The following is a 26,015-nucleotide window of genomic DNA, read 5'->3' as shown; positions in this document are numbered from 1 at the left end:
GACGTACGCGGGCGACAGGGGGGGGCAGCGCATGGGCGTGCGGCTCATGGTGGTCGATGACCACCGTCTGCTGGCCGAGGCCCTCGCCTCGGCGTTGAAGCTGCGAGGGCACCGGGTGCTGGCCGCGGCGGCGCCGAGCGCGGGCGCCGCCGAACTGGTGGTGAGCCGGGCGCCCGAGGTGTGCCTGCTGGGCACCGCGGCCCCGGCCGAGCCGGGGGCCTTTGAACCGGTGGTCCGGATCAAGCGGGAGCGGCCCCAGGTGGCCGTGGTGGTGCTCGGCCCGGTGCCCAGCCCGCTGGGGATCGCGGCCGCCTTCGCCGCCGGGGCCTCCGGCTATGTGCGCCACAACGAGCGCATCGAGGGCGTCGAGCGGGCGATGATGAAGGCCCGGGCCGGCGAGGCCGCGGTCGAACCACAGCTGCTGCAGGGCGCGTTCGCCGAACTGCTCAACCCCGCGGCCCAGCCGGACGACGAGGGCGCCCGGCTGCTCCAGCTGCTCACCCCGCGCGAGGTCGAGGTGCTGGTGCGGGTCGCCGAGGGGGAGGACACCCGGTTGATCGCGGCGGGCATGGGCATAGCGCCCAGCACCGCACGCACGCACGTCCAGCGGGTCCTGATGAAGCTGGGCGTGGGCTCCCGGCTGGAGGCCGCGGCGCTGGCCGCGCGCACCGGGCTGCTGGATCGTGCGGCGGGCGGTGCCGCGGTCACTCCTCGGGGGGTGGTGGGGCGGCAGGGCGGAGCCTGAGCCAGAGCAGGCAGCCGCCGCCGAAGACCAGCATGCCCAGGCCCGCCCAGAGGTTGATGTTGATGCCGCGTGCCTTGTCCAGGTCCGCGTCCGAGGCCGCGATCCCGGCCCCGGTGACGATCAGGCCGTAGACGGTGAACAGGCCGCCGATGACCAGGCGTACGTCAAAGAGCCGGTGGTGATCCTGCACGGCAACTCCTCAGTAGGAGAACGGGAGGTAGCAGACGGCGGCGAGGACCACCGCGCCCCAGCCCAGCAGGGCGGGTCTGCGGTACCAGGCGGTGTCGCCGGGATCCGGCGGCTGCGCCATGCCGGGGGAGGTGGTGCCGTAGACGAATCCGGCCAGCGACGCCAGGGGTTTGGGCTCGGTGGCATAGGAGACCGCGAGCATCACCACCGCGCCGACGGCGAACGCCACGATCGCGGAGACGAAGTTGGCGCCCTGGTCGGAGGGGATCGAGACGATGTGCTGCTGGTAGAGCCAGAAGTAGTTGACCATCGCGGCGGCGGTGCCGGACAGCAGGCCCCAGAAACCGGCGGCGGCGGTGGCCCGCCTCCAGAACATGCCGAGGATGAACACGCAGAACAGCGGCACATTGAAGAAGGAGAACAGCGTCTGGAGGTAGTTCATGATGTTGGAGAAGGAGGAGGCGATAAAGGCGGTCCCCATCCCGGCGAGCACCCCGGCCGCCGTCGCCCACCGCCCGGTCGCCAGGTAGTGGGCGTCGGTGCGGTCCCGCCGGACATAGGGGGCCCAAATGTCGTTGACGAAGACCGTGTTGAAGGACGACACATTGGCGGCCATGCCCGCCATGAAGGCGGCGAGCAGCCCGGTGACCGCGATGCCCAGCATTCCATTGGGCAGCAGATCGCGCATCAGCACCGGTATCGCGTCGTTGTAGCTCAGTCCGCTGCCCGCCCGGCCCAGTGCGGGCTCCATGACCAGCGCGATCAGCCCCGGCACCACCACGGCCAGCGGAATGAGCAGCTTGGGGAACGCGGCGATCAACGGGGTGCGCCGGGCGGCGCTGAGGTTCCTGGCGGACAGGGCGCGCTGCACCTCGGCGAAGTTGGTGGTCCAGTAGCCGAAGCTCAGTACGAAGCCGAGGCCCAGGACGATGGTCAGCCAGTTGGCGCCCAGCGGGTTGGCGTGGCCGATGCCGGTACCGCCCCAGGCGCTGAGGAAGTCATCGCCATGGGCGGCGGAGAGCGAGTCGGCCAGACCGCCCCAGCCGCCGACCCGCTTGAGGCCGACGACCGCCAGCGGTATCAGCGCGGCGAGGATCACAAAGAACTGCAGCACCTCGTTGTAGATCGCCGAGGAGAGGCCGCCGAGCGTGATGTACGCCAGCACAAAGAAGCCCGCAACGACGATCGCCACCCACTGCGGCCAGCCCAGCAGCGCCTGGAGCACGATCGCCATCGCATAGAGGTTGACGCCCGCGATCAGCACCGAGGAGACGGCGAAGATCACCGAGGACAGCAGGTGCGAGGCGGGTCCGAAGCGATGCAGCAGGAACTCCGGTACCGAGCGCACCTTGGAGCCGTAGTAGAAGGGCATCATCACCAGGCCCAGGAAGACCATCGCCGGTATCGCGCCGATCCAGTACCAGTGCACGGTGTAGGCGCCGTACTGGGCGCCGTTGGCGGCCATGCCGAGGATCTCGGTGGCGCCCAGGTTGGCGGCGACAAAGGCGAGGCCGGTGACCCAGGCGGGCAGCGAGCGGCCGGAGAGGAAGAAGTCCAGGCTGGTGCGCACCGAGCGGCGGGCCGCGAAGCCGATGCCCAGGACGACGGCGAAATAGAGCGCCAGGATCGTGTAGTCGAGACCGTTGACGGGGAGCCGCAGCCCGTCGGCCAGGTAGTGCATGGGGTGGTGCATGGTCACCTCACTCACTGTCGACACGCACGGTCGACCGAACTCACCGTTGACCAAGCTTGTTGACTCATGATTCCTTGTGTTTGGTTGTGTGGGAAGGTGTTGGTGAGGGGACGTCAGAAATGCAGAAGACGGTGACCCGTCTCGCGGACGGACGCGAGCTGATCTACTACGACTCCGATGACGACGCGGTGCGCGACGCCCCCGACCCCCGCCCGCTCGGCCCGGTCGCCACCGTCACCGAACTGCGCCGGGACCCCCTGCTCGGCGACACCGTTGCCATCGCCTCGCACCGCCAGGCGCGTACGTACCACCCGCCACCCGACGAGTGCCCGCTGTGCCCGTCAAGGGACGGCAGACACACCGAGGTTCCCGCCGCCGACTATGAAGTGGCCGTATTCGAGAACCGGTTCCCCGCCCTCGCCGGGGACGCGGGCCGCTGCGAGGTCGTCTGCTTCACCGCCGATCACCGGGCGTCCTTCGCCGATCTCGACGACCGGCGGGCCGCCCTGGTGCTCGCCGCCTGGACGGACCGCACGGCCGAACTGGCCGCCCTCCCCGGCGTGCGGCAGGTCTTCTGCTTCGAGAACCGGGGCCGGGAGATCGGCGTCACCCTCGGCCACCCGCACGGCCAGATCTACGCCTACCCCTTTGTCACCCCGCGCACCGAGCGGATGCTCGCCCGCGCCGAAGAGCACCGCCAACGCACCGGCGGGCGCAACCTGTTCGACGACACCGTGGCGGCGGAGGAGGCCGACGGACGCCGCATCGTCCTCTCCGGCGAGCACTGGACCGCCTTTGTGCCCTACGCCGCCCACTGGCCGTACGAGGTCCACCTGCACCCCCGGCGCAGAGTGCCCGACCTGCCCTCGCTCGACGAGGCCGCACGGGCGGAGCTGCCCGGGATCCACCGGGAGCTGGTGCGGCGCTTCGACCGTCTCTTCGGCCCCGGGCAGCCGCCCACGCCCTATGTCTCCGCCTGGCACCAGGCGCCGCTCCACCACCCCTACCGCCATGAATTCGCGCTTCACCTCGAGCTTTTCACCATTCGCCGTACTCCCGGCAAACTCAAGTTCCTCGCCGGTTCCGAATCCGGCATGAATGTGTTCATCAACGATGTGCCGCCCGAGGCCGCGGCCGAGCGACTGCGAGAGGCAGCAAGCCAATGAACCCCACTGCGCCTTCCCGGGGGACAACCCCCGGACCCCCGGCCGCAACGACAGGCCACCGGGGTTCCGCTGACCGGCATCGCGCGGGAAACGTCGGTAAGTGCCTGGTCACCGGCGGAGCCGGCTATATCGGCAGCGTGGTCACGGCACATCTGCTGGCCGCCGGGCACACCGTGACCGTCCTCGACGACCTCTCCACCGGGCACCGCGACGCCGTCCCCACCGGCGCGCAGTTCATCGAGGGGCGCGTCCAGGACGCGGCACGCCGGCTGGACGGCTCCTATGACGCGGTCCTGCACTTCGCCGCCTTCTCCCAGGTGGGGGAGTCCGTCGCGGAGCCCGGGAAGTACTGGCGCAACAACGTCGGCGGCACCCTTGAACTGCTCGCCGCCATGCGGGAGGCCGGGGTCGGCACCCTGGTCTTCTCCTCCACCGCGGCCGTCTATGGCGAGCCCGCCACCGTCCCGGTCACCGAGACCGACCCCACCGTTCCCACCAGCCCCTATGGTGCGAGCAAGCTCGCCGTCGACCAGATGATCGGCGCCCAGTGCACCGCCCATGGCCTGGCCGCCGTCTCGCTGCGCTACTTCAATGTGGCCGGGGCGCACGGGCGTTATGGCGAACGGCACTCGCCCGAGTCACACCTGATCCCCCTGATCCTCCAGGTCGCCCTGGGCGAGCGGGAGGCCATCTCGGTGCACGGCGAGGACTATCCGACCCCGGACGGCACCTGTGTGCGCGACTACCTCCATGTCGCCGACCTCGCCGAGGCCCATCTGCTCGCCCTGGCCGCGGCCCGCCCCGGCGAACACCTCGTCTGCAACCTCGGCAACGGCAATGGCTTCTCCGTGCGGGAAGTCATCGAGACCGCCCGTAAGATCACCGGCCACCCCATCCCCGAGCGCACCGCCGACCGGCGGCCCGGCGACCCCGCCGTGCTGGTCGCCTCCGCCGAGCGGGCCCGCGCACGCCTGGGCTGGCGGCCCGGCCGCGGCGAGCTGGCCGAGATCATCGCGGATGCCTGGGAGTTCGCCCGCCGGACGGACGCATGACCGCCGCGGCCGGATTCCGCGCCGTCTACGGCACCGAACCGGCCGGGGTGTGGTCGGCGCCCGGCCGCGTCAACCTCATCGGCGAACACACCGACTACAACGACGGCTTCGTCCTGCCGATCGCCCTGCCCCAGCGCACCTCGGTGGCCGCGGCCCCCCGCGGGGACGGACTGCTGCGGCTGCACTCCGCGGCGCAGGGCGGCGGAGCGATCGAACTGCGGACCGCCGCGCTGACCCCCGGGGCGGTGCGGGGCTGGGCCGCCTATCCGGCGGGCGTGTACTGGGCGTTGCGCGAGGCGGGCCTGGCCATGGACGGTGCGGATGTGCACGTGGAGAGCGATGTGCCGGTGGGTGCGGGGCTGGCCTCCTCCGCCGCGCTGGAGATCGCCACGGCACTGGCCCTGACCGAGCTGTCCGGGCACCGGCCGTCCCGCCCCGAACTGGCCCGGCTGGCCCAGCACGCCGAGAACGCCTTCGTCGGCGTGCCCTGCGGCGTCATGGACCAGCTGGCCTCGGCCTGCTGCACCCGGGGCCACGCCCTCCACCTGGACACCCGTGACCTGCGCGGCCGCCAGGTGCCGCTGGACCTCGCCGGGCCCGGCCTGCGGCTGCTGGTGGCCGACACCGGCGTACGGCACCGGCTGGGCGACGGAGCGTACGCCGCGCGCCGCGCCGGCTGCGAGACCGCGGCCCGGGCGCTGGGGGTGCGGGCCCTGCGCGATGTGCCCTACCCGCAACTGCCGAGGGCCCTGCACTCCTTGGGGCCCGACCTGCGGCCGCTGGTCCGCCATGTGGTCACCGAGAACCACCGGGTGGCGGAGGTCACCGCGCTGCTGGAGGCGGGCGCCGTGGCGGAGACCGGCCCGCTGCTCACCGCCGGTCATCTGTCGCTGCGCGACGACTACGCCGTCTCCTGCCCCGAGTTGGACCTGGTGGTCACCACGGCCTGCGCGGCGGGCGCGCTGGGGGCGCGGATGACCGGGGGCGGGTTCGGCGGGTCGGCGGTGGTGCTGGTCGCCGCGGGAGACGCGCCGGCGGTGCGGGACGCGATCACCGAGGCCTTCGCCTTCGCCGGCCACGGGGCGCCGCGGATCTTCTCCGTGACGCCGGGGGACGGGGCCGCCGCGCAACCCTGAGACACCAACCACCCGCAAGGGACTTGTCGTTCACCACCCCAATACTGAACAGAAAGCTCACCATAAACATCTGGGTCAAGCAGTTTTGCGATTCGCCTTCCGTTGTCGGACCCCCGCCGTACGCTGTGCACAGCGCCGGTGGGGGCCGACGCTGATCAGGGGGCGAGACAGGCAGGTACGACGCCCGGGGTGGGGAAGTTGTCCGGCACGGCGGCGGCCGTGCGCGTGTGACGGTCCCGTACCGGGCGCCGTACCCGCACTGCCCGCCTCCCCGGAATTGGGGGTGGTTGTGGCACGTATTCGGGTACTGGTGGTCGACGACCACCGCATCTTCGCCGAGTCGCTGGCCGCCGCCCTCGCGGCGGAGCAGGATGTCGATGTCTCGGCGGCCGGCAGCGGGCCGGCCGCGCTGCGCGCACTGGAGCGCGCGGCGGTGGAGGGGCGTCGCTTTGACGTCCTGCTGATCGACGCCGACCTGGGCACGGTGGCCGGGGATCTGGCGCGGGTGCCGGAGCAGCGCCGGGCGCCGGGCCAGGAGGGCCCGGGACAGGGCGAGGGCACGGTCGATGGAATCTCCCTGGTGGCCGGGGTGCGCGCGGGCCATCCGGGCGTGCGGACGGTGGTGCTCGCCGAGCGCGACGACCCGCGCCGGGCGGCCGCCGCACTGCAGGCCGGGGCCGGCGGCTGGGTCGCCAAGGACTGTTCGCTCTCCCGGCTGCTCGCGGTCATACGCGGGGTGCTGCGGGATGAGACGCACCTGCCGCCCGCCCTGCTGACGGGCGTCCTGCGGGAGTTGACGGCGGCGCGCAAGCACCGCACCGAGAGCGAGCGCCTGGTGGAGTCGCTGACCCCGCGCGAGCGCGAGGTGCTGCGCTGCATGGTGGCCGGGCTCGGCCGCAAGGCCGTGGCCGAGCGCCTCTATCTCTCCCCGCACACGGTCCGTACCCATATGCAGAATGTGCTGGGCAAACTGGGGGTGCACTCCACGCTGGCCGCGGTGGCGCTGGCCCGGCGGGCCGGGGTCGGGCCGGCCGACCTAGCCGGGGATGTTGTCGAACGGGGCGGTCAACTGGCGTAGCAAGCGGGCCAGTTCATGGCGCTGGGCGGTGGAGAGCTCGGCCAGGATCGCATGCTCCTGGGCGAGCAGCCCGGCGAGCGCCTGATCCGCGCGGTCCCGGCCCTCCGCGGTGAGCCGCACCAGCACCCCGCGCCGGTCATTGGGGTCGGGCTCCCGCTCGACCAGGCCCTTCTTGGCGAGCCGGTCAATGCGATTGGTCATCGTGCCGGAGGTGACCAGGGTCTGGGTCAGCAGCTGCCCGGGCGACAGCTGATAGGGCGCCCCGGCCCGGCGCAGCGCGGTCAGGACGTCGAACTCCCAGGGCTCGAGCTCATGCTCGGCGAAGGCGGTGCGCCTGGCCCGGTCGAGATGGCGGGCCAGCCTGCTGACGCGGCTGAGCACCTCGAGTGGTTCCACGTCGAGGTCAGGGCGCTCCCGGCGCCACGCAGCGACCAGTCGATCGACCTCGTCCTCCATGGGGAGAAGTGTAAACGGTCTGTCGACATGAAGTCTCTTGACGTCAAGACAGTTGTCGGGGGATGCTGGCGCCAAGCCCACCACCGCACGGAGGCCTCGCCATGCACCGCACCCCCACCTGGGACCCGCAGCAGTACCTCCACCACGCCGACCACCGCACCCGCCCCTTCCACGACCTGCTGGCGCGCATCCCCGAACTGCCCGCCCGGGACCGCCCCGCCCGCATCGCCGACCTCGGCTGCGGCCCCGGCAACAGCACCTCCGTCCTCGCCGAGCGCTGGCCCGACGCCCACCTCACCGGCCTTGACAACTCCCCCGAAATGCTGGACGAGGCCGCCTCCTTCGCGGGCCGTACCAGCGGCGGCGGCCGCATCGAATTCGGGCACGCCGACCTCGCCGACTGGACCCCGGCCGAGCCCTTCGACCTGATCGCTTCCAACGCCGCCTTCCAATGGGTGCCCGGCCACGCCGACTCCTTCAAGGCCTGGACCGACGCCCTCACCCCCGGCGGCATCCTCGCCTTCCAGGTCCCCGGCAACTCCGGCGCGCCCTCCCACGCGCTGATGCGTGAGCTGTGCGACTCCCCCCGCTGGCGCGAGCGGCTGGCCGGTGTGGTGCGCGGCCCCGTCCACGTCCTGGAGCCCGCCGACTATCTGACCCGGCTCGCGGACCTCGGCTGCGCCGTGGACGCCTGGGAGACCACCTATGTCCACCAGCTCCCCGGCGAGGACCCGGTGCTCGACTGGATCAAGGGCACCGGCCTGCGGCCCGTGCTGACCGCGCTCGCCGACAACCCGGCGGAGACCGAGGAGTTCCTCACCGCCTACCGGCCCCTGCTGCGCAAGGCCTATCCGGGCGGCCCGCACGGCACGCTCTTCCCGTTCCGCCGCATCTTCGTGGTGGCCCGGAAGCCGAGCTGAGCGGCCCGCGGCGGGGGCGCGGGACCGTCAACTCCTGCGGTGCCCTATCAGCCGCGGCTTGGGCTCCAGTCCGTCCAGCCCGTGCCAGGCCAGATTCACCAGATGCGCCGCCACCTCCGCCTTCTTCGGCTTGCGCACATCCAGCCACCACTGGCCGGTCAACGCCACCATCCCGACCAGCGCCTGGGCGTACAGCGGTGCCAGTTTGGGATCGAAGCCGCGGGCCTTGAACTCCAGCCCCAGAATGTCTTCCACCTGGGTGGCGATATCGCTGATCAGTGAGGCGAAGGTACCCGTCGACTGCGCCACCGGCGAATCCCGCACCAGGATCCGGAAGCCGTCGGTATACGTCTCGATGTAGTCGAGCAGGGCAAAGGCCGCCTGTTCCAGCAGCTCACGGGGATGGCCCGCGGTCAGCGCCCCCGTCACCATGTCCAGGAGCTGCCGCATCTCGCGGTCCACCACCACCGCGTACAGCCCCTCCTTGCCGCCGAAGTGCTCGTACACCACCGGCTTGGAAACCCCGGCCTTGGCCGCGATCTCCTCCACCGAAGTGCCCTCGAACCCCCGCTCCGCGAAAAGCGTGCGACCGACATCCAGCAGCTGCTCACGGCGCTCCGCGCCGGTCATCCGCACCCGCCGGGTGCGCCTGCCCCCCGAGCCCGGGGCCAGGTCCTTGTTGGTGGTGGTCTTGCCGTCGAACGCCACGCCGTCAATCATGCCTTTCCCAGCTACCGCCGAGGGGACCCCCAGGCGGCACCCTCCTTCTCCTGCTCGTGTCCGGCCCGCGGCCTGCGCCGGGACTCGATCCGCTCCGCCCCCGGCCAGCGCACGTCATACGCCCAGCCGGCCTGCTCAAACCAGCGGATGATCCGGGCGCTGGAATCCACCTGCCCCCTCAGCACCCCATGCCGCGCCGACGTCGGGTCGGCGTGGTGCAGGTTGTGCCAGGACTCGCCACAGGACAGCACCGCCAGCCACCACACATTGCCCGACCGGTCGCGCGACTTGAACGGCCGCTTGCCGACCGCATGGCAGATCGAGTTGATCGACCAGGTCACATGGTGCAACAGCGCCACCCGGACCAGCGAACCCCAGAAGAAAGCCGACACCGCACCCTGCCACGACCAGGTCACCAGCCCACCGACCAGCGGCGGGAACAGCAGCGAGACCGTCGTCCACAGCACGAACTGGCGGGAGATCCGGCGAATGGCCGGATCGTTGATCAGATCCGGCGCGTACTTCTGCTGCGGCGTCCGCTCCTCATCGAACATCCAGCCGATATGCGCCCACCACAGCCCCTTCATCAGCGCCGGGACCGTCTCCCCGAACCGCCACGGGGAGTGCGGATCACCCTCGACGTCCGAGAACTTGTGATGCTTGCGGTGATCCGCCACCCAGCGCACCAGCGGCCCCTCCACCGCCAGCGAACCCATGATCGCCAACGCGACCCGCAGCGGCCGCCTGGCCTTGAAGGCACCATGCGTGAAATAGCGGTGGAAACCGATCGTGATGCCATGACAACCGATGAAATACATCGCCACCAACAGCCCCAGATCCAGCCAGCTCACCCCCCAGCCCCAGGCCAAGGGCACCGCGGCCAGCAGCGCGACAAAGGGAACGGTGATAAACAGCAGCAACGTGATCTGCTCGATCGAGCGTTTGCTGTCGCCACCCAGGGTGGCGGAAGGCAGCGAGCCCTCCGGGGCCTTCGGCGCGTCTTCGAGCACGTCGGGGCTTGCAGTCATGGGGTTCCCTCATGGGGGTCGGGGAGCATCGGCTACGGTTCCGTAACCTACGGCAACGTAAGTATGGCAGGGCCCGCGCCCGGGGCAAGAGGGCTGCCAAAGCGCGTCGGACGGCGACCTATGCTGGTGAGCGTCGGACAGCGCGGTCCGCCACCCCTCCAGTACGTGCTCGGAACACCGCAAGGAGCCGCACCTGTGAGCAGCGCCGACCCCACCGTCGCCACCCCCGCCCCGCCCCAGGGCGAAGGCGAAGCACAGCGCAGCGCCGCCCTGCGCGCCGACATCCGCCGCCTCGGCGACCTCCTCGGCGAAACCCTGGTCCGCCAGGAGGGTGAAGAACTCCTCGACCTCGTCGAACGGGTACGCGCCCTCACCCGCACCGACGGCGAAGCCGCCGCCGAACTCCTCGGCAGCACCGACCCGCAGACCGCCGCCAAGCTGGTCCGGGCCTTCTCCACCTACTTCCACCTGGCCAACGTCACCGAACAGGTACATCGCGGCCGCGAACTGCGCGCCAAGCGCGACGCCGAGGGCTCGATCCTGGCCCGCACCGCCGACCAGCTCAAGGACGCCGACCCCGAACACCTGCGGAACACCGTCGAGCACCTCGGGGTACGCCCCGTCTTCACCGCGCACCCCACCGAAGCCGCCCGCCGCAGCGTCCTCAACAAGCTGCTGCGCATCGCCGAACTGCTGGACACCCAGGTCACCGGAGAAGGCGACAAGCGCCGCACCGACCTCCGCCTCGCCGAGAACATCGACCTGCTCTGGCAGACCGACGAACTGCGCGTCGCCCGCCCCGAACCCACCGACGAGGCCCGCAATGCCATCTACTACCTCGACGAACTCCACACCGGAGCCGTCGGCGACGTCCTCGAGGACCTCGCCGCCGAACTCGACCGCGTCGGCGTCACCCTGCCCCTCACCACCCGCCCCCTCACCTTCGGCACCTGGATCGGCGGCGACCGCGACGGCAACCCCAATGTCACCCCCCAGGTCACCTGGGACGTACTGATCCTCCAGTACGAACACGGCATCACCGACGCCCTGCAACTCGTCGACAAGCTGCGCATCGCCCTCTCCAACTCCATCCGCAACAGCGGAGCCACCGAGGAACTGCTCACCTCACTCCAGAGCGACCTCGAACGCCTGCCGGAGATCAGCCCCCGCTACAAGCGCCTCAACGCCGAAGAGCCCTACCGCCTCAAGGCCACCTGCATCCGGCAGAAGCTCGTCAACACCCGCGAACGCCTCGCCCGCGACACCCCCCACCAGGAAGGCCGCGACTACCTCGGCACCGCCGAACTCCTCACCGACCTCCAGCTCATCCAGGACTCCCTGCGCGCCCACCGCGGCGCGCTGATCGCCGACGGCCGCGTGGAACGAGCCCTGCGCACCCTCGCCGCCTTCGGCCTCCACCTGGCCACCCTGGACGTCCGCGAACACGCCGAAGCCCACCACCACGCCCTCGGCCAGCTCTTCGACCGGCTCGGCGAGGAATCCTGGCGCTACGCCGACATGCCCCGCGACTACCGCCGCAAGCTGCTCGCCAAGGAACTGCGCTCGCGGCGCCCGCTCGCACCCAGCCCCGCGCCCTTGGACGCGGCCGGCGCCAAGACCCTCGGCGTCTTCCACACCATCGGCGAGGCACTGGCCCGCTTCGGCCCCGAGGTCATCGAGTCCTACATCATCTCCATGTGCCAGGGCGCCGACGACGTCTTCGCCGCCACCGTCCTCGCCCGCGAAGCCGGACTCGTCGACCTCCACGCCGGCTGGGCCAGGATCGGCATCGTCCCCCTGCTGGAGACCACCGACGAACTCAAGGAGGCCGACCGCCTCCTCGACGACATGCTCGCCGACCCCTCCTACCGACGCCTGGTCGCCCTCCGCGGCGACGTCCAGGAAGTCATGCTCGGCTACTCCGACTCCTCCAAGTTCGGCGGCATCACCACCAGCCAATGGGAAATCCACCGCGCCCAGCGAAGGCTGCGCGATGTCGCACACCGCTACGGCGTACGGCTGCGCCTCTTCCACGGCCGCGGCGGCACCGTCGGCCGCGGCGGCGGCCCCACCCACGACGCCATCCTCGCCCAGCCCTGGGGCACCCTCGACGGCGAGATCAAGGTCACCGAACAGGGCGAGGTCATCTCCGACAAATACCTCATCCCGGCCCTCGCCCGGGAAAACCTCGAACTCACCGTCGCCGCAACCCTCCAGGCCTCCGCCCTGCACACCGCACCCCGCCAGTCCGACGAGGCACTCGCCCGCTGGGACGCCGCCATGGACACCGTCTCCGACGCCGCCCACAGCGCCTACCGGCAACTGGTCGAGGACCCCGACCTGCCCGCCTACTTCTTCGCCGCCACCCCCGTCGACCAGCTCGCCGAACTCCACCTCGGCTCACGGCCCTCCCGCCGCCCCGACTCCGGCGCCGGACTCGACGGACTCCGCGCCATCCCCTGGGTCTTCGGCTGGACCCAGTCCCGCCAGATCGTCCCCGGCTGGTACGGCGTCGGCTCCGGCCTCAAGGCCGCCCGCGAAGCGGGACTCGGCACCGTCCTGGAAGAAATGCACGAACACTGGCACTTCTTCCAGAACTTCCTCTCCAACGTGGAAATGACACTCGCCAAGACGGACCTGCGCATCGCACAGCACTACGTCGACACACTCGTACCGGACGAGCTCAAGCACGTCTTCGAAGTGATCAAAGCGGAGCACCAGCTGACCGTGCAGGAAGTCCTGCGCATCACCGGCGAGCGCGAACTGCTCGACGCCAGCCCGGTGTTGCGGCAGACCTTCCACATCCGGGACGCCTACCTGGACCCGATCTCCTACCTCCAGGTCACCCTGCTGCACCGGCAACGACAGGCCGCCGCACAGGGCGAGGCGGCCGATCCGCTGCTGGGGAGGGCACTGCTGCTCACCGTCAACGGCGTGGCGGCAGGGCTGCGCAACACGGGCTGAGCCATCAGCGGTAGAGGCCGACCCGGCCGGCCACCCAGTCCTCGTAGGTGAGCGGAGGACGTCCGATGATCTGCTCCACGGAGGGGCGTTGACCGAGCGTCCACCGCGTCAGCTCGGCGAGCCGGGCACCGTACTCGGCGAGGGCATGGAGCGTCACATCGATCCCATCGTCCGGCCAGCCGCGGTCCCGCCGGAACGGCGGATCTGGTTGCGGATCCGGTGGCGACCCTACCGCTGGACCTGCCCCGAGTCGAACTCCGTTCCGTTTCCTAGCAGTTGTATGTGTTCTGCGCCCGCTCCAGCCCGTCCACGATCAGCGTCTCCACCGCATCCGCCGCCCGTTCCACCTCGAACGCCAGCTCCTTGCGCTCCGCGGACGAGAAGTCCTTCAGCACAAAGTCCGCCACCTGCATCCGCCCCGGCGGACGCCCGATGCCGAACCGCACCCGGCAGTAGCCGGGACCCAGCGCCTTGGTGATGGACTTCAGACCGTTGTGGCCGTTGTCGCCCCCGCCCAGCTTCAGCCGCAGCGTCCCGTAGTCGATGTCGAGCTCGTCATGCACCGCGACGATCCGCTCCACCGGAACCTTGTAGAAGTCCCGCAGCGCCACCGTCGGACCGCCCGACAGATTCATAAACGACATCGGCTTGGCCACCACCACCCGCCGGCCGGCCGGGCCCGGCGCACCGAGGCGCCCCTCGACCACCTGCGCCCGCGCCTTGTGCGCCTTGAACCTCGCCCCCATCCGCTCCGCCAGCAGATCCGCGACCATAAAGCCCGCATTGTGGCGGTTGCCCGCGTACTCGGGCCCCGGGTTGCCCAGTCCCACCACCAGCCAGGGGCTCGCGCTCATGCCGTCCGTCATCCGCATAACTCCTTCATAGCCAACCGCCGCCCCGCTCCAGTGGAGCGGGACGGCGGTCGGAGAGAAAAAACCGGGGCTCAGGCCTCGGCGCCCTCGGCCTCGGCCGCGGCCTCGACCTGGCCGGCGACGACATGCAGCACCACGGTGTCGGCCTCAACGGCCAGCTCGGCACCGGCCGGCAGCACGATGTCCTTGGCCAGCACGGAGGCACCGGCGTCCAGGCCCGCGATGGAGACGGTGATCGCCTCGGGGATGTGGGTCGCCTCGGCCTGGACCGGCAGTGCGGTCAGCGTGTGCTCGAGCAGGTTGCCGCCCGGGGCCAGGTCGCCCTCGGTCTGCAGCGGAATCTCGACGGTGACCTTCTCGCCGCGCTTGACGACCAGCAGGTCGGCGTGGACCAGGAAGCCCTTCATCGCGTCGCGCTGGACCTGCTTGGGGATGACCAGCTCGGTGCGGCCCTCGATGTCGAGCGACAGCAGCGGGTTGGGGGTCTTGAGCGCCATCATCAGGTCGTGGCCCGGAACGGTCACATGAACCGGCTCGCCGCCGTGGCCGTAGATGACCGCCGGAACCTGGTGGGCGGCGCGGGCACGGCGGGCGAAGCCCTTGCCGAACTCGGTGCGAACGGTGGCGGCCAGCTTGATCTCGGCCATGAGTGCACTCCTCGTGAACTATCAGTGGACTGGGTCACCCGGCCCACGACAGGCCTGCTACGAAGAGCGCGTCGATAACGGACCGCCATACCGCGCCGCTCTGTCACAAGCAACGTGTACGGCCTCCCTCGCCGAGCAACTCGAGGAGTCTACCCGGCGAGGGAGGCCGCACAGAAATCGATCAACAGGGCGCCCGCCGAAGCGTTACGCCTGCTCGTCGAAGAGGCTCGTCACCGAACCGTCCTCGAACACCTCGCGCACCGCACGCGCGATCGTCGGCGCGATCGACAGCACCGTGATCTTGTCCAACTCCAGCTCGCCCGGCGTCGGCAGGGTGTCGGTGAAGATGAACTCGCTCACCTTGGAGTTCTTCAGCCGGTCCGCCGCCGGACCGGAGAGCACGCCATGCGTGGCCGTCACGATCACATCCGCCGCACCGTGCGCAAACAGCGCGTCCGCCGCCGCGCAGATGGTGCCACCGGTGTCGATCATGTCGTCCACCAGCACACAGACGCGGTCCTTCACATCACCGACGACCTCGTGCACGGTGACCTGGTTGGCGACGTCCTTGTCCCGCCGCTTGTGCACGATCGCCAGCGGCGCACCCAGCCGGTCGCACCAGCGGTCCGCCACCCGCACCCGGCCGGCGTCCGGGGAGACGACCGTCAGCTTGTCGCGATCCACCTTGGTGCCCACATAGTCCGCCAGCACCGGCAGCGCGAACAGGTGGTCCACCGGGCCGTCGAAGAAGCCCTGGATCTGGTCCGTGTGCAGATCGACCGTGAGGATGCGGTCCGCACCCGCCGTCTTGAACAGATCCGCGATCAGACGCGCCGAAATCGGCTCCCGGCCGCGGTGCTTCTTGTCCTGACGCGCATACCCGTAGAACGGCACGATCACGGTGATGCTCGCGGCCGAAGCCCGCTTCAGAGCATCCAGCATGATCAGCTGCTCCATGATCCACTTATTGATGGGAGCCGTGTGGCTCTGCATCAGGAAGCAGTCCGCGCCACGCGCCGACTCCTGGAAGCGGACATAGATCTCGCCGTTGGCGAAGTCGAAGGCCTTGGTCGGGACCAGGTCGACGCCCAGCTGGTGCGCGACCTCCTCGGCAAGCTCGGGGTGGGCGCGGCCGGAGAAGAGCATCAGCTTCTTCTCGCCGGTCGTCTTGAACCCGGTCACAGCACAGTCTCCTTGGATGTCGCTTTGTGTGCGCTTATCACGGTACGCCCCGCGTGGCCCAGCCGTGTCACGGTCACTGCTCTCCGTCGTGCTCCTGAAGGGCGGCGGAAGCGGCCTGCGCGGCCGCGCTCCCCGGACGCTTCCGAGCTACCCAACCCTCGATATTCCGCTGCTGGCCACGGGCGACAGCGAGCGAACCCGGGGGCACATCCTTGGTGATGACCGAGCCGGCCGCGGTATAGGCGCCGTCCCCGATCGTGACCGGAGCCACAAACATATTGTCCGCGCCGGTCCGGCAGTGCGAGCCGACGGTCGTGTGGTGCTTGTGCACCCCGTCGTAGTTCACAAAGACGCTCGCGGCGCCGATGTTGGTGTACTCGCCGATCGTCGCATCACCGACATACGACAGGTGCGGCACCTTGGTGCCCTCGCCGAGCTCGGCCTTCTTCAGCTCGACATACGCCCCGACCTTGGACTTCCGGCCGAGCTTGGTCCCCGGCCGCAGATAGGCGAACGGGCCGACGCTCACGCCCTCACCGATCCGCGCGCCATCCGCCACGGTGTTGTCGACCCGGGCGTCCGCGCTCACGACGGTGTCCTTCAGGCGGCTGTTCGGCCCGACCTCCGCGCCGGTGGCCAGGTGGGTCGCCCCGAGGAGCTGGGTGCCCGGGTGGACCAGACAGTCCCGCTCGAAGGTCACCGTGACATCGACCCAGGTGGTGGCCGGGTCGACGACCGTCACCCCGGCCAGCATCGCGGTGCGCAGCAGCCGCTCGTTGAGCAGCCTGCGGGCCTCGGCGAGCTGGACCCGGTTGTTGATCCCCAGGATCTCCCGGTGGTCGGCGGCCACCGCCGCACCGACCCGGTGCCCGGCCTCGCGCAGGATGCCGAGGACATCGGTCAGATACTCCTCGCCCTGGCTGTTGTCCGTACGGACCTTGCCCAGCGCCTCGGTCAGCAGCTGGGCGTCGAAGGCGAACACCCCGGAGTTGATCTCCCGGATCGCCCGCTGCCCGTCGGTGGCGTCCTTGTGCTCCACGATCGCGGTCACTGCTCCGGTCGCGGCGTCGCGCACGATGCGGCCGTACCCGGTGGAGTCCGGCACCTCGGCGCTCAGCACGGTCACCGCATTGCCGTCGGCGGCGTGTGTGGTGGCCAGGCGGGTGAGGGTCGCACCGGTGAGCAGCGGGGTGTCCCCGCAGACGACGATCACGGTGCCATCGAGGTCGACGCCGCCGTTCGACAGCTCCTCCAGGCCGATCCGCACCGCGTGGCCGGTGCCGCGCTGCTCCTGCTGTACGACGGTGCGGGCGCCCGGATCGATCCCGGCCAGGTGCGCGGACACCTGCTCGCGGGCGTGCCCGACGATCACCACGAGGTGTTCCGGAGCGAGCTCGCGGGAGGCGGCGACGACGTGTCCGACGAGGGAGCGGCCGCAGATCTCGTGCAGGACCTTGGGGGTGGCCGACTTCATGCGGGTGCCCTCACCCGCTGCGAGGACGACGACGGCTGCCGGGCGGTTGGCGCTCACGGGTGTGCCCTTCGGCTTCGGGGTTCGAGGGGGTGGACACCCGCAGGATACCGGGGCGTAGGAGGGGCGGAACGCGGACGGGTCCTGACCTGGAGGTCAGGACCCGTGCTTGGCTTTGCTCCCTCGCCAGGGCTCGAACCTGGAATAAGTCATCCAAAGTGACCCGTGTTGCCTATTACACCACGAGGGATGGCAAGCCATCCCAAAAGGGACATTCCGCTAAGCGGTTTGCTTGACTCCCAACACTATGCCGTACCACCAGCCTTCGATGCGACGGTATAGATCAGCGCTTTCCAGAACCCGGATCACGCAGCAGCCCCGGTAGCCGTCGCCGACGTTCTTGCGGACGGTCTTCGGGTTGTGCTTCTTGACCAAAGTCTTCCCGAGCGCCTCGGGCGCGATGCCGATGAGGTCGGCCCAGTAGCGCTCCGCGGCGGGTACGTCTGCGGACTCGTGGATCGATACACGGCAGCGCAGTCGGCTGCGGGAGACCCCAACCAGGTCGAGCCAGCGCAGAAACAGTTCGATGACGGCCGGATCGCTGTTGATGAGCTCAACGATCTCCCGGCGTTGGTGGGGTTTGTCCTTTGTGCCCTCTGCCCAGTAGAGCGTGACTCCCGCGATGAGGAGCTCCCGATCGGACATCCGGCCGATCTCTTGAGCCGCATCCGACTTCGTCTGCTGACGCTCCATCTCGCGGCGGCGCAGGATGGGATCCCATCTGCGCCTGGAGAACGCCGACGCCTCCTCGCGCGTGCGCGGCGGAAGTTTCGGCATGTCGGACACCCATAGAGAGATCGAGCTCTTTGAGCAGCCCAGTACCTGCTGGATCTGGTCGTAAGTCATGCCCTGTGCGCGCAGCTCCCGTGCCTTCGCCTTCAGGTCATCCTTGGCTCTCGGCCGTTTTGTCCATTCGGGTGGCGGCTCGCCCTTCAGGAGCTGGCTCAGTCGGCCATTGCCGATCTTGAGTCGCTCACGGATCTGGCGAACGCTGAGTCCCTCCCTCCGCAACGCGATCGCCCGCGCCCGCAGCTCCTCGAACCCGGCGGAACCGTCCCGCAGCCCGCCCACCCCGTCGCCGTCCCGGCGTCGTACCTCGGTCATGGGTCCAGCCTCCGCCGCTCGTACCGGCAGATAGCCCGAAAACCCGCTCTATTCAGTAGTTCGAGCGAAAAACCATAGATTTCGCTTCCGCTCGAACCTGTTGTGTGCTTCCGAACACATCGCAAAACCGGTGGCCCCCACCCGTAGTCTGGGTGGTATGACCACAACGGGGGCAGTCACGGACGCGGGTGCGCGAGGCGCACCCGCGGGGCGGTGGTGGTGGGCCAGGCGGCGGAGCCTGGCGCTGGATGTCGCGCTGGCGGTGACGTCGGCGGTGGAGTGCGCGGCCGAGGGGGTCTCGTTCGCGCACGATGCGGGGCTGCCTGGGGCGCTGGGGGGTGTGCTCGGGCTGCCGGTGGGGGCGTCGCTGCTGTTCAGGCGGCGGTGGCCGATAGCCGTGGTGCTGGTGTCGATCGCGGTCACCCCGGCCGAGATGGGTTTTCTGCTGGGGATCGTGGGTCTGTACACGCTGGCCGCGTCGGATATCCCGCGGCGGATCATCGCGGTGCTGTCCGCGGCCTCGCTGGCGGGGACGTTCATCGTCACCTTGACGCGCTTTCACCAGGACATGTCGCCGTCGGGCCAGCACACCGACTTCTGGGTGGTGCTGCTGTTCTCGGTGGTGATGGCGGTGGGCGTGACCATGCCGCCGCTGCTGCTGGGGCTGTATGTGGGGGCCAGGCGTCGGCTGGTGGAGAGCCTGCGGGAGCGGGCGGACGGGCTGGAGCGGGAGCTGTCGCTGCTGGCGGACCGGGCCGAGGAGCGGGCCGAGTGGGCCCGTAGCGAGGAGCGCACCCGGATCGCGCGGGAGATGCATGACGTGGTGGCGCACCGGGTGTCGCTGATGGTGGTGCATGCGGCGGCGTTGCAGGCGGTGGCGCTCAAGGATCCGGAGAAGGCGTCGCGGAACGCGGCCCTGGTCGGGGACATGGGGCGGCAGGCGCTGACGGAGTTGCGGGAGATGCTGGGGGTGCTGCGGACGACGCCGGATGGGGTGCTGGCGGAGCACAAGGAGGCGGGGGAGTCGGAGCGGCTGGCGGCGGTGGCCGCGGTGGCCTCGGCGCGGGTGCGGGCGGCCGGGGAGGCCGGGGACGGTCCGTGTCTGGCGGAGCTGGCGGAGCTGGTGGGGCAGTCCCGGGATGCCGGGATGGTGGTGGAGCTGTCGGTCGAGGGCCGGGCGCGTTCCTATGCGGCGCGGGTGGAGCGCACGGCGTACCGGGTGGTGCAGGAGGCGCTGACCAACGTCCACAAGCATGCCCCGGGCGCGAAGGCGCGGGTGCGGGTGGCGCACCGGGATGCGGAGGTGGCGCTGCAGGTGGAGAACGGTCCGTCGGACGGTGGTGCGGATGCGGGGCTGCCGAGTGGGGGCAATGGTCTGGTGGGGATGCGGGAGCGGGTGACGGCGCTGGGTGGGGTGTTTGTGTCGGGACCTACTGATCTGGGTGGGTTCCGGGTGTCGGCGGTGATTCCTGATGTGGCGAGTGCGCGGGGCCGGGCGGATGCGGCCTGACGCCTAGGTTTCGGCGGTTTCGGTGATTTCGGCGGTTCCAGTGTCCTCGGCGGTTTCGGTGTCCTCGGCGCGCTCCGGTGGGGTGGGCTGGGTCGCGCCGGCGGACAGGCGGGAGGGGCGGGTGCCGGTGATCAGGGTGCCTATCGCGTGGTCGATGTCGGAGCCGAGGTACCAGTCGCCGGTGTGGTCGAGGCTGTAGACGCGGCCGTGGGTGTCGATGGTGAGCAGGGCCTGGCCGTCGAGTTCCTGGCCGAGGGGGCAGACCTCGGCGCCGAGTGCGCGGCCGAGGTCGGCGACGGTGCGGGCGAGGTGGAGGCCGTGCAGCGGGTCGATGCGGAAGGGGGTGGGGGCGAGGTGGCGGCCGGGGCCGGGGCCGGTGATGTGCAGGCCGCCGAATTCGGCCCAGGCCTCGACGGCGGCGGGGAAGACGGTGTGCCGGTGACCTGCGGGGGAGGCGTGGGCACGGAGGGCGTCGGCCCATTTTTCGGCGGTCTTGATGTCCCAGCGACCGGGTTGCCAGCCGGCTTCGCGCAGGGCGGCGTCGACGGCGACGGGGAAGCGGGTGGCGGCGGTGCGTTCGAAGGCGCGCATGGGTGGTCAGCCTCTGCCTTGGGCCGGGGTGGGGTCGATGGCGCGTACGCCGAAGTGGGCGAGGAGTGCGGTGCAGGAGCGGCAGGGGGCGGCGTAGCCGCCGTGTTGGGGGTCGCCGTCCTCGCGGATGTGGCGGGCGGTCAGTTTGGATTGCTTGAGGGCGCGGCGGGCTTCGCCGTGGGTGAGGGGTTTGCGGGAGGCGCGTTTGCTGCGGCCGGTTTCGTGGGTGGTGAGGAAGCGGGTGAGGAGGACGGCCTCGGGGCAGCGTCCGGTGAAGCGTTCGCGGCGTTCGCTGGTGAGGGTGTCGAGGAAGTCCTGGACGAGCGGGTGCAGGGTGGGTGGTTGGTCGGCCTTGCTCGCGGTGCAGGTGAGGGTGGTGCCGCGGACGGAGAGTGCGGCGGCGATGGTGGGCAGGATGCCGTCGCGGCGGTGGAGGAGTGCGGGTGGTCGGTCGGCGTCTTCGGTGGAGCTCCAGGTGAGTCTGGGGTCGCCTGGTGTGGTGCCGGGTTCGGCCCCTTCGTCCAGGGGTGGTCGGTCCTGAGTCGTGTGCATTGGTGGTTCTTCCCTCCCGTGCAATCCCCCTGTTGCGGAGATCAGCCTGCCAAATGGGGCGGTGGGAGTGGAAGGCAGGTCGGTGTTGCGTGGGTCTGGTGTGTCGGGTGGGTGCGGCGGAGTTGTGAGGTATCGCACGGGGGTGAGCCGGTGGCCGTCCGCGGGATGTCTGGGGCGCGTGTGGCCTCTGTGTTCTCGTGAATGCGCGTGGTGCGCTTGAGGATTGTTTGGGGATGAGGCGGGGGCCTTGTCTTGCGTCACCGCATAGGCTGTCCGTCACCATGTGTTTCCCGGCCCGGGGCATGCCCTGGGAGGCCGGGGTCTTCGGGCAGCCCGAGAACGCGGTCCGGGAACCCCGAGAACCCCGAGAACACAGTCCGAGAACCCCGAGAACACAGTGCAGGAAACACAGCCAAGAACGCAGTCCAAGAGCGCAGAAGAACGCAGAAGAGCACAGCCTCAGGAACACCGCCAGTCAGCAGGGGGCATCCGCCATGACGACAGGTCGGCTCGGGCATCAGGCCGCGCCACCGAACACGGCCTACGCCGGGCAGGTCGTGCATTTCCCGGATCCGGTCCGGCACGGTCGCTACCCCAAGGGGGTGCGGGTGGATGATGACGGTTTCCCGGATTTCTCCTCGTATGCCCGGGCGGCCGCCGAGATCGCGGAACCGCCGGAGGGCTTCGGGGTCGACGAACTGCGGCTCACGGACTACGTGTCGGCGAACGCGGCCTTGCACACGGCGGGTCATGAGCTGTGGGCCAGCCTGTCACCGGTGGCCACCCCGCATGGCTGGACCTGGCACCATGTGGCGGGCAGCCGGCGGTTGGAGCTGGTCCCGGTCGAGGTCAAGGCGTTGCTGCGGCATCACGGTGGGCTGGCGACGGCGGTGGTGGATCACGAGAAGCGCGGCACCCGGCCGTTGCAGGAGACCCGGCCGGTGCACTTTGTGCTGCCGCAGCGGGATCTGGCGGTGACCGAGGAGCAGGTGCAGGGCGTCGAGGAGGACCTCGGCTACCGGCTCCCCGGCTCGTACCGCGCCTTCCTCAAGGCGGCGGGCGGCTGTGCTCCGGTGGGAGCGGCGCTGGACGCGGAGCTGGGGCTGCTTCTGGACCAGCCGTTCTTCACGGTGCGTGAGGAGGCGGCGGTCAATGATCTGGTCTATGTCAACAAGTGCCTGCGCGATCACTTCACCAAGGACTATCTGGGCGTGGCCTTCGTCCAGGGCGGTGTGCTGGCGGTGAAGGTGAAGGGCGAGGCGATCGGTTCGGTCTGGTTCTGCCCGTACGACGATGCCCGGGACCGGGACGGCTGGACGGTGCAGGAGCGGGTGGAGCGGCTGTTGCTGCCCTGTGGTGAGGACTTTGACGCGTTTTTGTCCCGGCTGGCGGGCGGGCCGCCGGAGTTGGAGACGGTGGCGAATCTGATGGTCGACGGCGGCTTTGCGTACGCCGTCCCGGTGGAGGGGTGAGCGCGATGGTGACCTTCGCGCAGGCTCAGGAGCGCGCGGAGCGCTGGGTCAATGGCGATGTGCCGGCGTATCTGCACCGTGAGGTGCAGGTACGGGAGTTTGACCTGGGCTTTGTGGCCTGGGCCGAGGACCGTGCGGGGGATCCGTCGTCCGATGGCGGCCGGACCCGGCTGGTGATCGCCCGGGACAGTGGGGAGACCACGCTGTGGCCGGGGCTGCCGGTGGGCGAGGTGATCCGGCGGTACGAGGAGGAGTACGGGGTTGTGGACGAGGCGGCGCCGGTGACGGACGCACCTCCGCGGCGGCTGGATCTGAACGCGACGTCGTTCCTGCTGAGTCCGCCGCAGTGGCTGCAGGATGCGGCGGATGCGATGGGGATCCCCGACCGGAAGCCGGAGGCCGCAGCGGCCGTCGCCCCCGAGGTGGCCGAGGTGGTGGCGGAGCCCGGGCCGGTGGCCGAGGAGCGCGGGGACGAGGCCGGGGTGGGGCTGCCCGCCACGGTGCTGGCGCCCGCGCTGTCGGGTTCGGACGAGGACGATGTGCCGCCGCCGGGCGTACGGCCGGATGCCAGGACGGAGCTGATGCCCAGGGGCAGCGCCCTGCCGCCCACGGCCATCGCCCCCGCGCTCGAGGAGCGGAAGGAGCCGGAGGCGTCGGCCGGGCAGCAGGTGCCGGGTGTGCCGGTGCCGTCGGCTCGTCGTGGTGATGAGGGCGGTGCGCACCCGGTGGATCCGGGGCCGTCCAACGCGCCGGAGGCGCCCGGTGGTTCGGGTGGGCAGGGTGGTGCGTATGCGGCGACGGTGTTGGCGAGTCCGGGTGGGCTGGGTGTGCCGGTGCCGCCTGGTCCGCCTGGGCCGCCGGGTGTTCCGGGTGCGGGGCGTCGTGGTGGTGAGGGTGGTGTGCCGGTGCCGCCTGGACCTCCCGGTGTGCCGGGTGCCGGCCGTTCCAACGCGCCGGAGGCGCCCGGTGGTTCGGGTGGGCAGGGTGGTGCGTATGCGGCGACGGTGTTGGCGAGTCCGGGCGGGCCGGGTGGGCCGGGCGTGCCGGTGCCGCCGGGGCCTCCCGGTGTGCCGGGTGCCGGCCGTCCCAGCGCGCCGGAGGCGCCCGGTGGTTCGGGTGCGCAGGGCGGCCCGACCCCGCCCGCCCCGACCCCGCCCGCCCCGCAGGGAGTGCATGCCGCCGCAACGGTGCTCGCCGGTCCGGATGCGCCCGGTGCGCCGGGCCTGCCGCCCGGTCCGGGCGCGCCCGTGCCGCCCGGTGCGCCGGGGCCGGGTGGGTATGGCTATCCGCAGGTGCCCGCCGGGGTGCCGACGGTCGGTCCCGGCTATATGGCGGTGCTGCGCTATCGCGCCCCGGACGGGTCGGAGCAGCAGATCATCCGCCGCAGCGCGCTGGGGACGCCGCATCCGGAGTGGCAGATACTGCATGAGCTGCGGACGATGAATGTGCCGCCGCAGCAGGTGCTGGAGTTGCACACGGAGCTGGAGTCCTGTGATCTGCCGGGTGGTTACTGTGCCCGGATGGTGCGGGACGCCTGGCCGCAGGTGCGGGTGACCCATACCGCCGCATATGGTCGTGACCATGCGTCGCGTCAGCAGGGTGTGCGTCATCTGGTGGAGCATCAGGGCGAGTTGCACCAGGTGGCGGGCGCCCCGGCGCGGTCGGCGCCGAACCGGGTGCCATTGCCGCAGCCGGATCAGGTGACCGCGGCGCCGCCGATAGCGCCGGACGGGATCGCCCGTGAGCTGCTGGACTCCTATGGTCCGCAAGGGGTGTTCCGCTTCGACCAGCGCGCGGTGTCGCGGCAGGGCGTGCCGGAGGTGGTGGCGCAGACGCTGGTGTGGGCGGGGCTGCCGCGGGACTTCGGGCCGTTCTTCTGGGCGCAGGCGCAGCCGGACCGTCCGGTGCCGACGCTGGCGGAGCTGGCGGTGGAGCGTGGGGTGCGGCCGGCGGTGGATGCCGGGTCGTATCTGGTGATGGGCAATGACTTCGGCCGTCAGCTGTGTGTGCAGTACGGGACGGCGCACATGGTGGCGGTGCCGTTGGAGGCGGCCTCGGACGGGCAGCCGGTGCCACCGCAGTTCGTCAACACGAGCCTTCCTCAGTTTGTACGCTCTTTGGCGTTGCTCGGCCGGATGTGGCGGTGGCGCTATGGGCTGACCCCGGAGCAGGCCGGGCGCTGGACCGTGGATTTCCAGGATCAGCTGGCCTCGTTGGATCCGGTGGCCCTGGCGGCGCCGGAGAATTGGTGGGCGGTGCTGCTCGAGCAGATGTGGGACGGTCTCTTCTAGCGGCCGGCCGAGGGTTTGACAGGTGCGGGGCGCTCGACCCGGGTGGATGGGGGCGGGCGCCCTGTGCTGTGGGCCGGCGCATCCTTGAGAGGAGGAGCGGGCGGAGTGTCGGGTTTTGGGACGCTTCTCTCGTGTGGGAATGATGTGCGCCTGACCGCGTCGCACACCGGTTGTCCGGATATGAGGGGCTTTGAGCATGAGCGCATCGGTATCTCCCGAAGGGTTCACTGTTGTACGAGGCCGCGGTTACCGGCCTGACCAGGTTGAGCGTGCCGTTGCCGAGTTTGCGCGGCAGCGGGATGCGGCGTGGGAGCGGGCGGCGCGGTTGACGGTGCTCGCGCGTGAGATGGAGGACGAGGCGCAGCGCCTCGGCCAGATCGTGGTGCAGCTTCCTCCGCAGACGTATGAGTCGTTGGGGCCGCGTGCCCAGGGGTTGGTGACGACGGCGGAGGCGGAGGCGCTGGGGTTGCGGGAGCGTGCCGATGCGGCGGCTGCCGAGGCGCAGGATGCGGCCGAGAGGCATGCCCGGCTGGTGCGGGATGCCGTGCATGAGCAGGCGGTTGTGTTGCGGGCCGAGGCGGAGGAGTGGGCGCGGCAGGCGCAGTTGGCGGCCGAGGCGGCGGCGGATGGGCTGCGTTCCACGGTGCGTCAGGAGGCCAAGGCGCGGCGTGAGGAGGCGGAGCTGGCGCTGCGGGAGATGCGGGAGCGTACCGCCGCGATGCTTGCCGGGTTGGAGAAGGAGCAGGCGGAGCGGTGGGAGGTGGCGGGCCGGGAGGCGGCCGAGCGGGAGGCGGCGATGGAGGCGCGGGTCGCGGCGATGGAGGAGTATGCGCGGTCGACGCTGAGTGAGGCGCAGCGTCGGTTTGCGGATGCGGAGGAGGCGGCTCGGCATGGTCAGGAGGATGCGGAGGCGCAGGCGGCCGCGGTGCTGGCGCAGGCCCGGGTGCGGGAGGAGCGGGTGGTGCGGGAGACGGAGCGGGTGCTGAGGGAGCACGAGGAGCGGCGTGAGGAGTTGCGGTCGCATATGGCGCATGTGCGGCACAGTCTGGCGGCGTTGACGGGCAAGCCGGTGGTGGAGGACGCGGGCTCCGGTACGTCCGGGGAGTAGCCGCCGTC

The 26,015-nt window shown here is 70.6% G+C and carries 24 protein-coding genes and 1 tRNA gene; 11 read left to right on the top strand and 14 right to left on the bottom strand.

Annotated elements, in window-relative coordinates; translation table 11 throughout:
• Positions 1-31 precede the first annotated feature (31 nt).
• Positions 32-745: a response regulator transcription factor gene (locus ABCR83_RS06915; protein ID WP_462693915.1), complete on the top strand. Its 714-nt coding sequence runs from the start codon at positions 32-34 to the stop codon at positions 743-745.
• Here ABCR83_RS06915 and ABCR83_RS06910 read toward each other — a convergent pair.
• Positions 705-935 carry a hypothetical protein gene (locus ABCR83_RS06910; RefSeq protein WP_462693914.1) on the bottom strand — a complete coding sequence of 77 codons (231 nt, stop codon included), beginning with the start codon at positions 933-935 and terminating at the stop codon, positions 705-707. The two genes, ABCR83_RS06915 and ABCR83_RS06910, sit on opposite strands and share 41 nt — an antisense overlap.
• A 9-nt stretch (positions 936-944) precedes the next feature.
• A complete protein-coding gene (locus ABCR83_RS06905; RefSeq protein WP_462693950.1) occupies positions 945-2,615 on the bottom strand; it encodes a sodium:solute symporter family protein in 1,671 nt (556 codons plus the stop codon).
• A gap of 131 nt (positions 2,616-2,746) precedes the next feature.
• Here ABCR83_RS06905 and galT point away from each other — a divergent pair, with 131 nt between their 5' ends.
• The 4 genes from galT to ABCR83_RS06885 all read left to right on the top strand — a co-directional run bounded on the left by galT (position 2,747) and on the right by ABCR83_RS06885 (position 7,059).
• The gene (gene galT, locus ABCR83_RS06900) at positions 2,747-3,793 is read left to right on the top strand and encodes a galactose-1-phosphate uridylyltransferase (protein ID WP_462693913.1); all 1,047 of its coding nucleotides are present in this window, start codon (positions 2,747-2,749) and stop codon (positions 3,791-3,793) included.
• A 104-nt stretch (positions 3,794-3,897) separates the two neighbouring features.
• Positions 3,898-4,845, top strand: coding sequence for a UDP-glucose 4-epimerase GalE (galE, locus tag ABCR83_RS06895; RefSeq protein WP_462693949.1), 948 nt, complete (start codon positions 3,898-3,900; stop codon positions 4,843-4,845).
• A complete protein-coding gene (gene galK, locus ABCR83_RS06890) occupies positions 4,842-5,981 on the top strand; it encodes a galactokinase (protein ID WP_462693912.1) in 1,140 nt (379 codons plus the stop codon). The genes galE and galK overlap by 4 nt, the downstream gene beginning before the upstream one ends.
• A 289-nt stretch (positions 5,982-6,270) precedes the next feature.
• On the top strand, positions 6,271-7,059 hold the full coding sequence (locus tag ABCR83_RS06885) for a response regulator transcription factor (protein ID WP_462693911.1): 789 nt from the start codon (positions 6,271-6,273) through the stop codon (positions 7,057-7,059).
• Here ABCR83_RS06885 and ABCR83_RS06880 read toward each other — a convergent pair.
• Positions 7,018-7,515, bottom strand: coding sequence for a MarR family winged helix-turn-helix transcriptional regulator (locus ABCR83_RS06880; protein ID WP_462693910.1), 498 nt, complete (start codon positions 7,513-7,515; stop codon positions 7,018-7,020). The genes ABCR83_RS06885 and ABCR83_RS06880 overlap by 42 nt on opposite strands.
• 101 nt (positions 7,516-7,616) lie before the next feature.
• On the opposite strand from ABCR83_RS06880, the gene ABCR83_RS06875 reads away from it, so the two are divergent.
• On the top strand, positions 7,617-8,435 hold the full coding sequence (locus ABCR83_RS06875; protein WP_462693909.1) for a trans-aconitate 2-methyltransferase: 819 nt from the start codon (positions 7,617-7,619) through the stop codon (positions 8,433-8,435).
• Positions 8,436-8,462: 27 nt separating this feature from the next.
• Here the strand turns inward: ABCR83_RS06875 and ABCR83_RS06870 are convergent, their stop codons facing one another.
• Both ABCR83_RS06870 and ABCR83_RS06865 read right to left on the bottom strand, forming a co-directional pair.
• The gene (locus ABCR83_RS06870; protein WP_462693908.1) at positions 8,463-9,155 is read right to left on the bottom strand and encodes a TetR/AcrR family transcriptional regulator; all 693 of its coding nucleotides are present in this window, start codon (positions 9,153-9,155) and stop codon (positions 8,463-8,465) included.
• 11 nt (positions 9,156-9,166) lie between these two features.
• The gene (locus tag ABCR83_RS06865) at positions 9,167-10,183 is read right to left on the bottom strand and encodes an acyl-CoA desaturase (RefSeq protein ID WP_462693907.1); all 1,017 of its coding nucleotides are present in this window, start codon (positions 10,181-10,183) and stop codon (positions 9,167-9,169) included.
• Positions 10,184-10,378: 195 nt separating this feature from the next.
• On the opposite strand from ABCR83_RS06865, the gene ppc reads away from it, so the two are divergent.
• A complete protein-coding gene (gene ppc, locus ABCR83_RS06860; protein ID WP_462693906.1) occupies positions 10,379-13,147 on the top strand; it encodes a phosphoenolpyruvate carboxylase in 2,769 nt (922 codons plus the stop codon).
• 4 nt (positions 13,148-13,151) lie between these two features.
• On the opposite strand, the gene ABCR83_RS06855 is transcribed toward ppc, so the two are convergent.
• From ABCR83_RS06855 to ABCR83_RS06825, 7 genes are all read right to left on the bottom strand, one after another.
• Positions 13,152-13,304, bottom strand: coding sequence for a hypothetical protein (locus ABCR83_RS06855; protein WP_462693905.1), 153 nt, complete (start codon positions 13,302-13,304; stop codon positions 13,152-13,154).
• A 112-nt stretch (positions 13,305-13,416) separates the two neighbouring features.
• The gene (gene pth / locus ABCR83_RS06850; RefSeq protein ID WP_462693904.1) at positions 13,417-14,013 is read right to left on the bottom strand and encodes an aminoacyl-tRNA hydrolase; all 597 of its coding nucleotides are present in this window, start codon (positions 14,011-14,013) and stop codon (positions 13,417-13,419) included.
• A gap of 77 nt (positions 14,014-14,090) precedes the next feature.
• On the bottom strand, positions 14,091-14,666 hold the full coding sequence (locus ABCR83_RS06845) for a 50S ribosomal protein L25/general stress protein Ctc (RefSeq protein ID WP_462693903.1): 576 nt from the start codon (positions 14,664-14,666) through the stop codon (positions 14,091-14,093).
• Between the two features lie 204 nt (positions 14,667-14,870).
• Positions 14,871-15,848, bottom strand: a complete 978-nt coding sequence (locus tag ABCR83_RS06840; protein ID WP_462693902.1) for a ribose-phosphate diphosphokinase — start codon at positions 15,846-15,848, stop codon at positions 14,871-14,873.
• 73 nt (positions 15,849-15,921) lie between these two features.
• The gene (gene glmU, locus ABCR83_RS06835) at positions 15,922-17,379 is read right to left on the bottom strand and encodes a bifunctional UDP-N-acetylglucosamine diphosphorylase/glucosamine-1-phosphate N-acetyltransferase GlmU (RefSeq protein ID WP_462693901.1); all 1,458 of its coding nucleotides are present in this window, start codon (positions 17,377-17,379) and stop codon (positions 15,922-15,924) included.
• 118 nt (positions 17,380-17,497) lie between these two features.
• Positions 17,498-17,569 (bottom strand) — tRNA-Gln (locus ABCR83_RS06830).
• A gap of 29 nt (positions 17,570-17,598) precedes the next feature.
• On the bottom strand, positions 17,599-18,483 hold the full coding sequence (locus ABCR83_RS06825; RefSeq protein WP_462693900.1) for a hypothetical protein: 885 nt from the start codon (positions 18,481-18,483) through the stop codon (positions 17,599-17,601).
• Positions 18,484-18,640: 157 nt separating this feature from the next.
• Here ABCR83_RS06825 and ABCR83_RS06820 point away from each other — a divergent pair, with 157 nt between their 5' ends.
• Complete coding sequence (locus ABCR83_RS06820; RefSeq protein ID WP_462693899.1) at positions 18,641-19,993, top strand: sensor histidine kinase; 1,353 nt, start codon at positions 18,641-18,643, stop codon at positions 19,991-19,993.
• Between the two features lie 3 nt (positions 19,994-19,996).
• Here the strand turns inward: ABCR83_RS06820 and ABCR83_RS06815 are convergent, their stop codons facing one another.
• Entirely contained in the window at positions 19,997-20,584 is a 588-nt protein-coding gene (locus tag ABCR83_RS06815; protein WP_462693898.1) for an SUKH-3 domain-containing protein, read from the bottom strand.
• Between the two features lie 6 nt (positions 20,585-20,590).
• Positions 20,591-21,136, bottom strand: a complete 546-nt coding sequence (locus tag ABCR83_RS06810) for a YwqJ-related putative deaminase (RefSeq protein ID WP_462693897.1) — start codon at positions 21,134-21,136, stop codon at positions 20,591-20,593.
• Between the two features lie 494 nt (positions 21,137-21,630).
• Between ABCR83_RS06810 and ABCR83_RS06805 the strand changes: the two genes are divergently transcribed.
• From ABCR83_RS06805 to ABCR83_RS06795, 3 genes are all read left to right on the top strand, one after another.
• Positions 21,631-22,608, top strand: a complete 978-nt coding sequence (locus tag ABCR83_RS06805) for an SMI1/KNR4 family protein (protein WP_462693896.1) — start codon at positions 21,631-21,633, stop codon at positions 22,606-22,608.
• Positions 22,609-22,613: 5 nt separating this feature from the next.
• Positions 22,614-24,899 (top strand): SUKH-4 family immunity protein, encoded by a 2,286-nt coding sequence (locus ABCR83_RS06800; RefSeq protein ID WP_462693948.1) that lies wholly within the window; start codon positions 22,614-22,616, stop codon positions 24,897-24,899.
• 196 nt (positions 24,900-25,095) lie between these two features.
• Positions 25,096-26,007 (top strand): cellulose-binding protein, encoded by a 912-nt coding sequence (locus ABCR83_RS06795; RefSeq protein ID WP_462693895.1) that lies wholly within the window; start codon positions 25,096-25,098, stop codon positions 26,005-26,007.
• The last annotated feature ends 8 nt before the right edge of the window (positions 26,008-26,015 follow it).

The sequence above is a fragment of the Streptomyces xingningensis genome, assembly GCF_054957865.1.
The sequence above is the reverse complement of the archived record's forward strand: the minus strand, read 5'-3'. Positions and strand labels throughout refer to the sequence as shown.